This window comes from Paraburkholderia sacchari (assembly GCF_000785435.2).
In the GTDB taxonomy this organism is placed as follows: domain Bacteria; phylum Pseudomonadota; class Gammaproteobacteria; order Burkholderiales; family Burkholderiaceae; genus Paraburkholderia; species Paraburkholderia sacchari.
Genome location: NZ_JTDB02000010.1, coordinates 1 through 13,616, shown reverse-complemented (window position 1 = coordinate 13,616; position 13,616 = coordinate 1). Strand labels below are relative to the sequence as shown.

14 protein-coding genes and 1 pseudogene are annotated in these 13,616 nt (G+C 59.1%); 11 read left to right on the top strand and 4 right to left on the bottom strand.

Annotated elements, in window-relative coordinates; all coding sequences use genetic code 11:
* Positions 1-75: 75 nt before the first annotated feature.
* Positions 76-351 carry a hypothetical protein gene (locus NH14_RS27170; protein ID WP_152617370.1) on the top strand — a complete coding sequence of 92 codons (276 nt, stop codon included), beginning with the start codon at positions 76-78 and terminating at the stop codon, positions 349-351.
* A 112-nt stretch (positions 352-463) separates the two neighbouring features.
* Here NH14_RS27170 and NH14_RS27165 read toward each other — a convergent pair whose 3' ends face one another.
* A complete protein-coding gene (locus NH14_RS27165; protein WP_035535159.1) occupies positions 464-832 on the bottom strand; it encodes an NUDIX hydrolase in 369 nt (122 codons plus the stop codon).
* Positions 833-1,078: 246 nt separating this feature from the next.
* On the opposite strand from NH14_RS27165, the gene NH14_RS27160 reads away from it, so the two are divergent.
* Both NH14_RS27160 and NH14_RS33705 read left to right on the top strand, forming a co-directional pair.
* Positions 1,079-2,011, top strand: a complete 933-nt coding sequence (locus NH14_RS27160) for a CHAD domain-containing protein (RefSeq protein ID WP_035535162.1) — start codon at positions 1,079-1,081, stop codon at positions 2,009-2,011.
* 270 nt (positions 2,012-2,281) lie between these two features.
* Positions 2,282-2,736: pseudogene (locus NH14_RS33705) on the top strand (DDE-type integrase/transposase/recombinase); the annotation flags it as partial.
* Between the two features lie 68 nt (positions 2,737-2,804).
* Here NH14_RS33705 and NH14_RS27150 read toward each other — a convergent pair.
* The 3 genes from NH14_RS27150 to NH14_RS33700 form a co-directional block, all read right to left on the bottom strand.
* On the bottom strand, positions 2,805-3,188 hold the full coding sequence (locus NH14_RS27150) for a hypothetical protein (protein ID WP_035535164.1): 384 nt from the start codon (positions 3,186-3,188) through the stop codon (positions 2,805-2,807).
* Between the two features lie 432 nt (positions 3,189-3,620).
* Positions 3,621-5,042, bottom strand: a complete 1,422-nt coding sequence (gene hpnJ / locus NH14_RS27145; RefSeq protein WP_035535167.1) for a hopanoid biosynthesis associated radical SAM protein HpnJ — start codon at positions 5,040-5,042, stop codon at positions 3,621-3,623.
* Positions 5,043-5,626: 584 nt separating this feature from the next.
* Complete coding sequence (locus tag NH14_RS33700; protein WP_237179783.1) at positions 5,627-5,812, bottom strand: hypothetical protein; 186 nt, start codon at positions 5,810-5,812, stop codon at positions 5,627-5,629.
* 21 nt (positions 5,813-5,833) lie between these two features.
* Here NH14_RS33700 and NH14_RS33925 point away from each other — a divergent pair, with 21 nt between their 5' ends.
* From NH14_RS33925 to NH14_RS27105, 8 genes are all read left to right on the top strand, one after another.
* Complete coding sequence (locus tag NH14_RS33925) at positions 5,834-5,962, top strand: hypothetical protein (RefSeq protein WP_269151859.1); 129 nt, start codon at positions 5,834-5,836, stop codon at positions 5,960-5,962.
* Positions 5,963-6,161: 199 nt separating this feature from the next.
* Complete coding sequence (locus NH14_RS33245) at positions 6,162-6,863, top strand: methyl-accepting chemotaxis protein (protein ID WP_052148626.1); 702 nt, start codon at positions 6,162-6,164, stop codon at positions 6,861-6,863.
* Positions 6,851-6,994, top strand: coding sequence for a hypothetical protein (locus tag NH14_RS27130; protein ID WP_161790907.1), 144 nt, complete (start codon positions 6,851-6,853; stop codon positions 6,992-6,994). Before NH14_RS33245 ends, NH14_RS27130 begins: the two co-directional genes overlap by 13 nt.
* Before the next feature lie 1,288 nt (positions 6,995-8,282).
* On the top strand, positions 8,283-9,248 hold the full coding sequence (locus NH14_RS27125) for a GlxA family transcriptional regulator (protein ID WP_035535171.1): 966 nt from the start codon (positions 8,283-8,285) through the stop codon (positions 9,246-9,248).
* Positions 9,249-9,485: 237 nt separating this feature from the next.
* Positions 9,486-10,697 carry a M24 family metallopeptidase gene (locus NH14_RS27120; RefSeq protein ID WP_035535174.1) on the top strand — a complete coding sequence of 404 codons (1,212 nt, stop codon included), beginning with the start codon at positions 9,486-9,488 and terminating at the stop codon, positions 10,695-10,697.
* Positions 10,698-10,762: 65 nt separating this feature from the next.
* Positions 10,763-12,022 carry a serine hydroxymethyltransferase gene (gene glyA, locus NH14_RS27115; RefSeq protein WP_035535176.1) on the top strand — a complete coding sequence of 420 codons (1,260 nt, stop codon included), beginning with the start codon at positions 10,763-10,765 and terminating at the stop codon, positions 12,020-12,022.
* A gap of 7 nt (positions 12,023-12,029) precedes the next feature.
* A complete protein-coding gene (locus NH14_RS27110; RefSeq protein WP_035535179.1) occupies positions 12,030-13,406 on the top strand; it encodes an L-serine ammonia-lyase in 1,377 nt (458 codons plus the stop codon).
* Positions 13,407-13,417: 11 nt separating this feature from the next.
* Positions 13,418-13,616 (top strand): FAD-dependent oxidoreductase (locus tag NH14_RS27105; RefSeq protein WP_168727161.1); only part of this gene is annotated, 199 nt, incomplete at its 3' end.

Sequence of the window (13,616 nt, the reverse complement as noted above, 5' to 3'; positions counted from 1 at the left end):
CGCATCGGTGTGCCACAGCGGGTGCTTAATCCTCGAAAAGCTGGAATAATCCGATGTCGCTTTTGGAGCACGAAAATGGATGATTCTTCAGTAGTGTGGAATACGGAACTGAAGCTTTCGCAACCGACGCTCGCAGACGGCGAGATACACTTTTCAGCGTTCGGGCCCGGCTGGGGGTTTTGCTCTTATGCCGTGCCAGCGGGCGTGGCCATGCAGTGTCTCGGCGCCAAGGATCGGTCTGCGTCGCAACTTCGCCTTGCGTTTCAACTGAACCGGGAGCGCATTATTGCGACAGTCGCGGAAGGCAGCGTCCGGGATCCAGGTAGGCGCGTGATTCTTTCAAACGTCTAAGTACAGCGTCTTTAGTTTTGCTTCACCAAGTGCCGCCGATCGTTCGGATGACCGAACGCTATCCCTTGGCGGAATATTGGCAGGGTGTCGAGCATTAAGGTCGATGATCGGGCTACTTCCTGATCCGTTGACTCATAAGTTTCACGATATCGGTCGTCGGCCCGCTGGTCATGAGACGTGGGATGTCGTCGAGGTGAAACCAGCGACACCTGGCTATTTCATTACTTGGGCGAGCCTTGGCGCGATTTGGGATTTCGCATGTGAACACGTGATGGTGCTTCTGCTTGCCACGGAAATCGAAAAGGTGCTTGGCTGACTTCCCGGATAACCGCGTTTCTTCCTTGAGTTCCCGAAGCGCGGCGTCCGTGCGATGTTCCCCACGTTTGAGGATCCCGCCCGGCAATGCCCACTTCGATTGACTACGTGCAACCAGGAGGATCCGCTTGCCTCTGCGACAGATCACGGTGGCGCGTTTCTTCAAACCGACCTCCTGCTTATGCCCTAGGTTTTTTCGAGGCACACGATGCGCCATCGTATCCGGCCGTGCTTAATATAGACCGGTATCCTAATACAGAACCGCAGAACGTCGGCAATGTTGTGAGGTGAAAGCGGCATTTGCGCAACACCTCAAAAGCGCTTCATCAAATGATCACAAAGATCGGGGCGCGCGATGTTCCATATGGTATGGTCTCGGCCAAATGTGTCTTTTGTACGACGCGAGGCTCCAATGGATATGGATGGTGACTGGCCCTTGCCGCGGCCAAACACGCTCTTCAAAATCGACCAGCGGCCGGTCGATTCATCACTCTCGAAAACGAGCTCCATTGCCAGTACCTTCTCATCACTGGCGACGCCGGTGGTGGCCGAAGCAGTGCAAAGAGTAAAAGAGCTGTCCACCCAGAGCGATGCTGAGGGGTTTCATCAGCTTCGGGTCGCCTTCAGAAAGCTTCGTGCCCTGTACTGGGCGTACTCCCCCTATCTCGGCAAAGAAGCAACCGCGCAAGCCACCGAAGAATTCAAACGTCTTGCTGCGCTGGCAGGCGGAACGCGTGACTGGGACATCGCAGGCGATCTTCTGGAAGCCGCCCAGGAGTCACGCGCATCGATCGCGCTGCTCGTGGCCGCGGCGCGCGAGAAGCGCGCACAGGCGGTACTGCACAGCCAGACGATGATCAAAAGCGACGATGTCGAGGCGTTCCTCAACGATGTCCTGCTTCGCGCGCAAACCACGCTGCAGTCGAGTTGCGACGATCTTCCCGTGCGGGCGTTCGCCGAGGAGCGCGTTCGTCTTGCTCAGCGCGCACTTCAAAAGCGTAGCCGGCGCGCAGCACGCAGTGAGACGGCCCAAGAGGAAAATCAGACCGCCCACGAGGAAAATCTTCACGATGTTCGAAAGGCGGGCAAAAAGCTGCGCTACCTGCTCGAGTTTTTTCAACCCGTTATCAAAGGCGGGCACGATCGTACAATCAAGGACCTGACGTCCGTGCAGAACATGCTGGGACAGTTCAATGACATTGCCGCAAGCGAGACACTCATTCGCGGCGCGTCATTCAACGAGATTCCGGCCGAGATCGTGCAGGAATCGCTGCAGTGGCTGGAGAAGCAGAAGGGCCGAAGAATGCGTGCGGCATCACGGCGGGTTCGAGCGCTCGCCAGCTGAATCGGCGGCGTTTCAGCGAAGTGGGCCAAGTCCGGAGCTATAGAGTTGCCACGCGACATAGGCGTGTGCTTGATCCCAACGTCGAGAACTGCGTTCAGCCCTGAAAACAAGGACTAAAGTTTAGATACTTCAGCTCCGTTAGTTGATCCCCCGTTGCGCGTACAACATATCCGGGCGCTCGATAGCTTGGCAACCCGCGCTGATATAGGGTCGACATGCTCATCAGCACGATTTTGGGCGCTAGCGGAAATTGCGGAAACGAAACGGCGCTTGTTCGTCACCCTGCGTGGCGAACCATACCTGTTGTGGCGTGCGGTGGACGAGCATGGCGCCGAACTCGACATCCTGCGGCAAAAGCGGCTATCGTGATGGCACTAGGAGGTGCAGGCGCCACGGGGACGGGAGCTCCTACCAATCCGGCGGCAAAAGCCGAGGTCCTTGAACTTGCGAATGTGAAGCACGTGTTCGTCAAAGCGGCAGCCCGGCTGAACAACCGTGCAGAGAGCAGCCATCAACCGACGCGAGAGCGCGAACGGCGCATGCGGGGCTTTCGCAACCCGAAACGTACACAGAGATTTCTCTCATGCTTCGGGCCGATCCGGCAACATTTCGCACTCGAGCGCCATTTGCTGCGCGCTTCACTCTATCGCAAACAACTTGCAGCCCGGTTCGTCACATGGAGCAAATTCATGGAAGTCACCGAAAATCCGTCGACTGCTTTTTGACCACTCCTCGCTCTTGACCTCTTGCCGTCTCACTCTCGGCAAGTTGACAACGCCAGTCATGCAGAAGATCACGGGTGCGCTGGCTGATCGCCATCGCATTCGGCGGGTATGCTGCCCTTCTTCAGTGTCAGCGTGAGTCGACTTCCCCTGTTCGCGGTGATGATCTGACCGTAACTGACGGTCGGGATGAATTGAATATCCGGCGCAACGGCTACGGGAGGGTTCCTCGCGCCGTCTACGGTCAAATCGAGCTCCACGGTGATCGAGTCGACAACAACGCCTCGGTCCTGTCCACGGGCCGCCTCATCTTTCTTGAATTTGCATAGCCCTTCCAAGACATTTTGCAAAGCGGTAGGAATGTCGACTGGCTTCCCCGGTGGAATTGGCGGCGTATTGCAGCCGGCCACCACAAAAGGCAAGGCAATCAGGAATGGACGGAGAAGGGCACGCATCCAGTTCTCCTGCAGGATCTCGTACGTTGGCCATTCTGAGTCTAGGACACTCACACAAAAGGAACAACGTCTCGCCCGCGGATCGGCCACGCTGCCAACGGATAAGACCAAGGTCCGATTTCGTGCCGACACTTTCTGTGGTCACGTCATGGCAGTTTGGATCCGTCGAATGGCCGTTCAAGGCATCTGAGCACCCGGTGGATTACTAAGGAAAGCAAGAACCCTCATCCGCCTGATGGGCCATTCCCGACCGACCATCGGGGCGCTACATCCGAGCGGGTGCAATGACAGCAGGCTTTGCGATGGTCGTGCTCGGCGTTTCCTGACGATGGTCATCATTGCGCTGGGCGGGTAATCGAGGTAGACCGCCGGCTGAGCGGACATCATGGCATGTTGTTGCCGCTGTGTGTGGCAACAACATGCACTGTGGTCTTATGCCTTGCGGGCGCGGAGAAATTTAAAGAACTCCACGCCTTCTTGCAGGCGCCGTCTCATCATCTCCCAGCTGATCAGCATCTCGCGGACAATTTCCCAGATCTTCGACGGTCTGAAATAGAAGCGCTTGTAGAACTCCTCTACGCCACGGTAGATCTCTTCGCGCGACAGGTGCGGATAGCCGATGGCTGCCGCCTGGGTGCCGGCGTCATTAATGAGGGTGATGACCTTGCCGTTATTCAGCCATCCATTCTCGACCGCCTGCTTATGAAGGACCGTACCCGGATAGGGCGCCGCGAGTGACACCTGGATCGTATGCGGGTTGATCTCTTTCGCGTACTGGATCGTCTTCTGGATCGTTTCGTGCGTCTCGCCCGGAAGTCCAAGAATGAACGTGCCGTGAATCTTGATGCCAAGCTTGCGGCAATCTTCGCTAAACTGCCGTGCCATATCGGTCCGCAGCCCCTTTTTGACGTTCACGAGGATCTGGTCGTCGCCGGACTCGTAGCCGACCAGCAACAGCCGCAACCCGTTTTCCTTCATCACCTTTAGGGTTGAATAAGGCACATTCGCTTTCGCGTTACACGACCACGTCACTCCCAGCTTTCCAAGGCCGCGGGCGATCTCTTCGGCTCTCGGTCTGAGGTCGGTAAAGGTATCGTCATCGAACATGATCTCCTTGACTTCGGGCATGTTGTCCCTGATCCATTTCACTTCTTCGAGGACGTTCTCGACCGAGCGTGTGCGATAGCGATGGCCCCCGACCGTGTGCGGCCAGAGACAAAACGTGCACCTGGATTTGCAACCTCGGCCCGTGTAGAGCGATACATAGGGATGCTTGAGGTAGCCGCTGAAATAATTTTTCGACGTCAGGTCGCGTTTGTAGACGGGCGCAACGAACGGCAACTGGTCCATGTCTTCGAGAATCGGCCGGGCGTCGTTGTGCTTGATTGTGCCGTCGGGCAGACGATAACTGAGGCCGAGAATCGACTCGAACGGGAGGCCCTGTGCGATCTCGCGACAAGTGAAGTCGAATTCTTCCCGGCACACGAAATCGAGCGTATCGCTCGCGGTCAGTGAGCCGTGAGCATCGACGGCTACCTTTGCACCGATCATCCCGATGAGGATCGAAGGTTTGCGCCGTTTCAAATGTTCCGCGAATTGAACGTCACTTGGGAAGGACGGAGAGCTCGTATGAATGATGACCAGTTCGTAAGCCTGGGCAATGTCGAGAGTCGTTTCCAGAGATAGACCATCTGCGGGAGCATCCACGAGGCGGCTACCCTCGACTAGTGCTGCGGGCTGGGCGAGCCACGTTGGATACCAGAACGATTTAATCTCGCGCTTCGTCTGGAACCGTGAGCCCGCTCCACCATCAAAACCGTCATAGGAAGGTGCCTGCAGAAACAGCGTTTTCATGAATGCCCTCGAAAAAAGTCAGCTCGACCGAGATCAGTGACTTGCAGGAACTCGCGTTGCATCGGTGATGTTCGCGAGTTGTTTCAATGCCTTCAAAAAATTGACACGTGCTGCATAGCTGCTGTGGACGCCGTCCTCTCCTTTGGGTCTGTCGGGACAGACAAGCGGGGCAGTGAGGCTGTGGCTATCACCGGGAATTGAGGACCGGTCAAGGATACTACGTCTTGCGGCTTCGACATTGCAAAAAATTGGCTTTTCAACCGGGCAATAACTACAAATGTATTACATTGGCCGGTGGTGGTCGCATCGGTCATAATCAAGCAGATGGTCCGCTTGCCCTGACAGGCATTTAAGCAAGCACCACAGAGAGATCGTACGCAGCGGCCATTTTCAACAGCGATTCATCCTGTACTATATTTGCGACGAATCCGAAGCAGCGTTCATCACGCTCGGTACGAGCGTGCGATCGACGCGCTCGAACTCGGCTACTGGGGAAACCGAAGCGGAACGACCGGCGGCGGTCACGACACGTATCCGTGCGTTCACAGCGCTCAATGCTGCACAGCGGGAGGCGATGTATGGCGCTAGATCACAGCAATGCGAACGGTGTGCCTGTTGGCGATGGCCAGCACATCAGCCCGACAGAATTTTTGCTGATGGCGGGCTTTCTTGCATACCGGGCGCCGCGAGCGACGGTCGACGCGCGAGCGGCGGCCCGACGCGTTCTGGATGCTGTTCTCGGGGTAGCGGCAGCTCACGGGTTTGCGCATTCGGACGCTCTCGAGTCGATGATGGCGAGCGCCGAAAAGTCCAGGCGCGTGTGGAAGCTCGCGGCACAGGCTACCGCTGCCGTGGGCGATACGGTCGCTTACCTGCAAGTGATTCGCGATGCTGGCGTAATGCTCGAGGTGGACCCTTGAATCGAGCCACTGGAGTGGGTTGGCCTTGTAGAAGGCGGGTCCTCAGTAACCTCCACGCTTGTCTCAGTCTGCTCGCACCTTTACATATCGGTCTGGTGTCACGGATCGCCATTATGGAGCCACCCGATGATCGGCGCATAGGCGCAAGTTGGGTTGTGTCGCGGTAAGATGCATTCTGTCCGGCATCGAAGCGATGCACATGATTCGCAAATGGCAAACGATGGACCGGCACCTCGCCGGGACAGTGCATACGATCAAGGGATCGAGCGATGCGATCCAGTGCGCTTCTATCCAGATAGCCGAAGGCAGCGCGGATTTGTCTTCCGGCGCGAGACGACAAGCAGAGTTGCTCGAGGAAACCGCGGCGAGCCTGAGTGAGCTCATCATGTCGGTTCAACACAATGCAGATCATGTCCGCCAAGCCGCGGAGCTTGCCAATGCGACGTCACTCGCGGCCGATACGAGCGTGATGGCCGTCGAGCGGATGCGCGGCACGATGGGCGTGATTTCAGCGAGCTCTGCGAAGATCGTGGAAATCACGGCAGTGATCGAAGGGATCGCGTTTCAAACCAATATCCTCGCGCTGAATGCCGCTGTCGAGGCAGCGCGTGCCGGCGAGCACGGCCGCGGGTTCGCCGTCGTCGCCGGGGAGGTGCGCAGTCTCGCCCAGCGAGCGGCGAGCGCAGCGAAGGAAATCAAGGTGCTGGTGCGCAACTCGGTGGAGTCCATCTCGGGTGGCGCCGCACATGCGGACCAGGCAGCGCAAGCCATGGGCGACGTGCGGCGTGCGGTTCAGAGCGTGGTCGAAATCAACGATGGCATCTTCGAAGCTTCGCAAGCGCAGCGCAGCGCAGCGGGATCGGGCAGGTCAACGAGGCGGTTAGCCGTATGGATCAGGTGATCCGCAACAATGCCGCCGTGGTCGAGCAGGCAGCGCAAGCGGCGTTCTCGCTGGGGGAGCAGGTTGCCGCCCAGCGGCACGCGATTGCGGTTTTCGAGGTCCATTCGCCGGCAAGCGAGACAACAAACTGAGCGTTGCGCTTGGGCGGGGTGTGTCGCAACTGCGAGACACTGAAACAGGGGTCGGCGCCTATACTTGTTCACGCCATCGACAAGGGCAGGGCACTTCGACTGCGGACCTGCTGCCTGCGCCGGGAGCGCACCATGTCGAATAGTGGACGCTGTCCAGTAAAGTCCACTGGGTTCGATTTTTGCGGCATAAGTTTTGGCGTAGGTTTCAGGAATTCGGACCGCTGGACAAAGCCGCGCCACTACTTCGAAGAAAACGAATAGTCAGATCGATATTTGGATGAATTCCCGGGGTTGGCGTTTAAATGGTTGAAAAATAAGCGTTTTCCAGAATTTCGTAGCGGGATGGTATCCGCCTCTTCGCATATCCGAAAAAATAATGAACGAATGAAAGAAAAGTAATATTCGGATTGGTGAGGGGCGGTCGGAATTGCTGAATTTAGATCTAGGCAGCTGATTTAAAACGATATTCTGTTGGGCGCGAGCGCTGGGTTGATTAGCCTCCGCTCACCTTTCTCTGTGTGAGTCGGCGATGCTGGCGTAGGTTTTTCCCCTGTTGGGAGCGAACCTACGCCATGTGTCTTTCTCCGCGAAAGACCTACGCCGGGAATCGACAACCCTTCGCGCACCGCCGCGATGCCACCGGCCCGAAAGAGCGATCTGATCGTCACGCTTCTCGGCATGGACCAGTTCAATGAACTCGCGTCGCGCTTGAGTTTGACCTTAACCACTCGGCGCCGAGGAAAATCCACTTGCGTAGGCACTCCACTGGCCTGCTGGTTTTAGTGTTTTTTGCACGGATTTGTGTTTCCGCAGGGCGGAGGTGTCGATTTCATATCGGCCGCACTCACTCGCACATTTACATGGGTCACGCGGCGAAAAGGCGCTCTATAAAGGTAGGAATACTTAGTGTGTCGCGAACGCAGGCGAGAGCCTGCGGTGCTGTACTGAAGATGGGAGCAGGCCTCCCGAAGTCTGCTTTGAGGAGCAGGCTTCAAACCGCCCGGTGCTGCTGCGTGCCATGAGCGTCGCTCAGTCGCTGTTCGGAACAGAAGCGTGGTTGCACGGAAAGGGGCATCGGTAACACGCCGCATGCGCGTAAGGTCCGTCGCATCGCCGATCAAGAAACAGTCGCACAGCCTGCGCCATCTCGATCTGCGTGGCGTTGCCGTGCTTCACGAGCCAACGATAATATGCTGAAATCCAACCGGCCACATTTTTCGGTCAAGCCGATTTCCCGATGACAATGCCCCTGTTCAGGCAGTCGCCACCGTCAAAGACACGTGACGGTATGCATGATCTGCGCGTTATGCGGTACGGCTTCCTGCTGCTTGAGAATTTCTCTCTAATCGCGCTGAGCTCAGCCATCGACCCGCTCCGGATAGCCAATATGGTCGTCGGGCGGCGCGTGTACGACTACACGCTGATTGGTCCGGGCAACGGCTTTGTTCCATCGAGTGACGGCATTCGGGTGGTTCCCGACGTCTCGATGTCGGACCGCGAGCCTTTCGACGTGGTGTTCGTCGTCGGGCCGAATCCCATTCCGCGAAAGGGAATTGGCGGCGTTATCGACTGGCTGCGCCGGCAGGCGGGGAAGGGAGCGTCCCTCGGCGGTCTCGATACAGGGAGCTACTTTCTGGCGCGTGCGGGATTGCTGAACGGATATCGCTGCACGATTCATTGGGAAGACCGGGACGTATTGACGGAGCAGTTCCCCAAACTGACTGTTTCCGCGCGGCTCTTCGAAATCGACCGGGATCGCTATACCTGTAGCGGTGGGGTGGCGCCGCTCGATCTGATGGTGCATCTGCTGGCGAATCCGCCGGGCAGCCAGGCACTGGCGGCACGGGTTCTGGAATTGCTGGTTGCGGAGCCGCGCAGCCGCGAATATCGTCAGCCGACTTCGTTGCGCCAATATATCGGCGCGGAGCATGCCAAGCTGGACGAGGCATTGCAACTCATGGAAAGCAACGTCGAAGAGCCGCTTGCCGTGCCGGAGATCGCATCCCATTTGCGGGTTTCGCAAAGACAGCTCCAGCGCTGGTTTCTCGAGCGCCTCGGCAAGACACCGGCCGAAGCGTACCTTGAGATCCGCCTTCTGCGGGCCCGGCAGCTTTTGTATCGCACGGCAAACTCGCTCGAGGAGGTGTGCGTGCGCACTGGTTTCACGTCCACGACGCACTTCTCCACGCGCTACAAGGCGCAGTTCCAGATCTCGCCAATCGCGGACCGGCGTCGCTACCAGAACGCACTCTAGGGTCTGCTTCGGCGGGGATCTCGCCTCCAGCGCCTTTCCCGAATACCTTGAGCCACCCTCGGCGCATGCTGCGCTGGGGCGCGTGCACGCACGTGCAGACAAAGCGACGAAGGCTTTCATGGTTTACCCGATTTGGCCAATTCGCAAATTACATTGTCCATATTGGAAATTCTTCAAAATACCGAACTTCTACCATCTGCTCACACCCACCACGCTTTTTCACCCAGGAGCGAGCACATGAAGATGGAAAGCCTGATTCGGATCGAGAACGGCGAGAAGGTGAAGCACACCTTTTCCGATGAAGAGTACGCAAGCCGTCAGCGCAAGCTGCGTGAGCTGATGGCACGAGAGAATATCGACGCGGTGCTTTTCACGTCCTATCACAACATCAACTATTACTCGGACTTTCTCTACTGCTCGTTCGGCAGAAAGTACGGTCTCGTGGTCACGCCGTCGAAGGTCGTCTCGATCTCGGCCAACATCGACGGCGGTCAACCGTGGCGACGTACGGTCGGCGACTACAACGTGGTCTACACGGACTGGCAGCGCGATAACTTCTTCCGCGCCGTGCAGGGTGAGATCGACAACAAGGGCCGCGTGGGCATCGAGTTCGATCATGTGCCCATCGAAGTGCTGTCGAAGCTGAAGGCGGCCCTGCCGTCGGTCGAATGGGTCGACATCGGCGCGCCGACGATGCGCATGCGAATGATCAAGTCCGATGAGGAGATCGCGCTCATCAAGCATGGTGCGAACGTGTGCGATATCGGCGGCGCGGCGCTGGCGGCCGCCGTGCACGAAGGCGTGCCCGAGCACGAGGTTGCGCTCGCCTCCACGCAGGCGATGGTGCGCGAAATCGCGCGTCGTTTTCCCGATTCGGAATTGATGGACACGTGGACGTGGTTCCAGTCGGGCATCAATACCGATGGCGCACACAACCCGGTCACGACGCGGAAGGTACAGAAGGGCGACATTCTGAGCCTGAACTGCTTTTCGATGATCGCTGGCTACTACACCGCGCTCGAACGCACGATGTTCTTCGACCATTGCGCCGATGAGCACCTGCGTCTCTGGAAGATCAATGTCGAAGTGCATGAAGCCGGCCTGAAACTGATCAAGCCGGGCGTGCGCTGCGGCGATATCGCGCTCGAGCTCAACAAGATCTACGCGGAATACGGACTGCTGCAGAACCGGACATTCGGCTATGGCCACTCGTTCGGTGTGCTGTCCCACTACTACGGCCGCGAGGCGGGGCTCGAACTGCGCGAGGATATCGATACCGTGCTGGAGCCGAACATGGTTGTTTCGATGGAGCCGATGATCATGCTCCCCGTGGGGCTGCCGGGGGCCGGTGGTTATCGCGAGCACGACATCCTCGTGGTCGGTGAACAAGGCGCCACCAACATCACCGCATTCCCGTACGGTCCGGAGCACAACATCATCAAGGCCTGATCCGGGTATCGCCGCCCCGCGGCGTGTGCCGCGGGCATTTTTTCGCTGTAGCAGGAGAGGCTACCGTGTTTTCCAGGGAACAAACGATTGCCGGATTCGATCCGGATCTCGCGGAGGCAATGCGCCTCGAGCGCGCGCGCCAGGAAGCGCATATCGAACTGATTGCATCGGAGAACTACGCGAGCCCGCGCGTGCTGGAGGCGCAGGGATCCGTACTCACTAACAAGTATGCGGAGGGCTATCCAGGCAAGCGATACTACGGCGGCTGTGAGCACGTCGATGTGGTCGAGCGGCTGGCGATTGCGCGCGCCAAAGCGCTGTTTGGAGCCGATTTCGCCAACGTCCAGCCGCATAGCGGGTCGCAGGCCAACGCGGCGGTGTACCTCGCCTTGCTGTCGCCGGGCGACACCATTCTCGGCATGAGTCTCGCGCACGGCGGGCATCTGACGCACGGCGCGAAGGTTTCTTTCTCTGGAAAGATCTTCAACGCGGTGCAGTACGGCGTGGATACGCAGACCGGCCTCATCGACTACGACGAGGTCGCGCGCCTGGCGATCGAACACCGTCCACGCATGATCGTGGCAGGTTTCTCGGCCTACTCGCGGGTGCTGGATTTCGCCCGCTTCCGGGCCATTGCCGACAAGGTCGGGGCATGGCTCTTCGTGGACATGGCGCATGTGGCGGGACTGGTCGCTGCGGGCCTGTATCCGAATCCGGTGCCGTTCGCCGACGTCGTGACAACGACGACGCATAAGACGTTGCGCGGCCCGCGCGGCGGTCTGATTCTCGCCCGGGCGAACGAGGAGATCGAGAAGAAGCTCAACGCCATGGTGTTCCCGGGCACGCAGGGCGGTCCGTTAATGCACGTGATTGCCGCCAAGGCGGTCGCGTTCAGGGAGGCGCAGAGCCAGGAATTCAGGGCGTACCAGCAAAGCACGCTTGCGAATGCGCGCGCCATGGTAGAGGTCTTCACCGCGCGCGGCTACGACGTCGTCTCCGGGGGCACGGACGACCATTTGTTCCTCGTGAGTCTCGTGACGAAGGGCATGACCGGAAAGGATGCGGACGCCGCGCTCGACCGGGTTCACATCACCGTGAACAAGAATGCCGTGCCCAACGATCCGCAATCGCCATTCGTCACGAGCGGCATCCGCATCGGCACGCCTGCCATCACGACACGCGGCTTCGGCAAGGACGATGCAGCCCTGACCGCAAGGCTGATCTGCGACGTGCTCGATCATCCGGGCGACGCAAAGGTGGAAGCCCGCGTGCGCGATGAAGTTGCGCGGCTCTGCGCCCGCTACCCCGTCTACCAGGATCTGTGAGGAAGCCATGAACGTCAGCGCGTTCGATTTGTTCAAGATCGGGATTGGTCCCTCCAGTTCGCACACCGTGGGACCCATGATTGCAGCGTGCAGGTTTTCCGGTCATCTGCGCGAACATCCGCTGTTCGAACGCGCAGGCGCGATCCGCGTCGAGTTGTATGGCTCGCTTGGCGCGACCGGCAAGGGCCACGGCACCGACAAGGCCGTGCTGCTCGGTCTGGAGGGCAATCTGCCTGACACGATTGATCCCGACTATGCGGAGCAGCGGCTCGCGGCCATCCGCGCGACGAAGGAGCTCGAACTCGCGGGTCTGCGCCGGATCGCATTCGACGAGCGGACGCAACTGGCGTTTCTGCGGCGCGAGACATTGCCCCTGCATCCCAATGGCATGCGCTTTACGGCGCTCGATGCGAACGGCGCCGTGCTGAAGGCTCAGATCTATTATTCGGTGGGCGGAGGGTTCGTGGTCAATGATGCCGGCGAGCGCCTGAACGGTCTGCCGGGGGAGAAGGAGGTGCCGTATCCGTTCAGGACCGGCGTGGATCTCCTGCGACTGTGCGGCGAGAGCGGTCTGTCGATTGCCGATGTGATGCTGGCCAACGAGGCCACGTGGCGTACGCCCGAAGCGGTGCGTGCGGGCCTGCTCACGATTCGTGACGTGATGGCGGCATCGATTGCGCGCGGCTGCTCGATCGAGGGCACGCTGCCTGGTCCGCTGAAGGTACGGCGGCGCGCTTCCGCCGTCTTTCAGCAGTTGAAGGCGCAATCGGAAGAGTGCCTGCGCGATCCGCTGTCGATGATTGACTGGATCAATCTGTACGCGATGGCCGTCAACGAGGAAAACGCGGCGGGCGGGCGAATCGTCACTGCGCCCACCAACGGTGCGGCGGGGATCATCCCCGCCGTTCTTCAGTACTACACGAAGTTCGTACCGGGCTCTGACGATAGCGGCGCCGTAACGTTTCTTCTGACCGCCGCTGCAATCGGCCTGCTTTACAAGGAGAACGCGTCCATCTCCGGTGCGGAAGTAGGCTGCCAAGGGGAGGTGGGAGTGGCCTGCTCGATGGCGGCAGGTGCGCTCGCAGCGGTATTGGGTGGCACGCCCGAGCAGGTGGAGAACGCCGCCGAGATCGGCATGGAGCACAACCTCGGCATGACCTGCGACCCGGTGGGCGGCCTCGTGCAGATTCCGTGCATCGAGCGCAACGCGATGGGCGCGGTAAAGGCCGTCAACGCGGCCCGCATGGCGCTCAGGGGCAACGGCAAGCATTACGTTTCTCTCGACAAGGTCATCAAGACAATGCGTGAAACGGGTGCCGACATGAAAACGAAATACAAGGAAACATCGCGCGGGGGCCTCGCGGTCAACGTGATCGAATGCTGAGGGAGGACACCATGAGCCACTATTCGATATTCAGTCTGTTCCGCAACGGGTTGTCGTATCACGAGAACTGGGAGCGGCAGTGGAGGAGCCCCGAGCCGAAGAAGGAGTACGACGTCGTGATCGTCGGCGGCGGCGGGCATGGTCTTGCCACCGCGTACTACCTCGCGAAAGAGCACGGCGTGAAGAACGTCGCGATTCTGGAGAAGGGCT

What these genes read in the sequence shown, in the direction of transcription:
- NH14_RS27125 (WP_035535171.1), top strand. Translation starts at nt 8,283, where the DNA reads ATGCATGATCTGCGCGTTATGCGGTACGGCTTCCTGCTGCTTGAGAAT.
- NH14_RS33245 (WP_052148626.1), top strand. Translation starts at nt 6,162, where the DNA reads ATGATTCGCAAATGGCAAACGATGGACCGGCACCTCGCCGGGACAGTG.
- NH14_RS33925 (WP_269151859.1), top strand. Translation starts at nt 5,834, where the DNA reads ATGGCGAGCGCCGAAAAGTCCAGGCGCGTGTGGAAGCTCGCGGCACAG.
- NH14_RS27150 (WP_035535164.1), bottom strand. Translation starts at nt 3,188, where the DNA reads ATGCGTGCCCTTCTCCGTCCATTCCTGATTGCCTTGCCTTTTGTGGTG.
- hpnJ (WP_035535167.1), bottom strand. Translation starts at nt 5,042, where the DNA reads ATGAAAACGCTGTTTCTGCAGGCACCTTCCTATGACGGTTTTGATGGT.
- NH14_RS27170 (WP_152617370.1), top strand. Translation starts at nt 76, where the DNA reads ATGGATGATTCTTCAGTAGTGTGGAATACGGAACTGAAGCTTTCGCAA.
- NH14_RS27130 (WP_161790907.1), top strand. Translation starts at nt 6,851, where the DNA reads ATGGATCAGGTGATCCGCAACAATGCCGCCGTGGTCGAGCAGGCAGCG.
- NH14_RS27160 (WP_035535162.1), top strand. Translation starts at nt 1,079, where the DNA reads ATGGATATGGATGGTGACTGGCCCTTGCCGCGGCCAAACACGCTCTTC.
- NH14_RS27110 (WP_035535179.1), top strand. Translation starts at nt 12,030, where the DNA reads ATGAACGTCAGCGCGTTCGATTTGTTCAAGATCGGGATTGGTCCCTCC.
- NH14_RS33700 (WP_237179783.1), bottom strand. Translation starts at nt 5,812, where the DNA reads ATGCGCAAACCCGTGAGCTGCCGCTACCCCGAGAACAGCATCCAGAAC.
- NH14_RS27120 (WP_035535174.1), top strand. Translation starts at nt 9,486, where the DNA reads ATGAAGATGGAAAGCCTGATTCGGATCGAGAACGGCGAGAAGGTGAAG.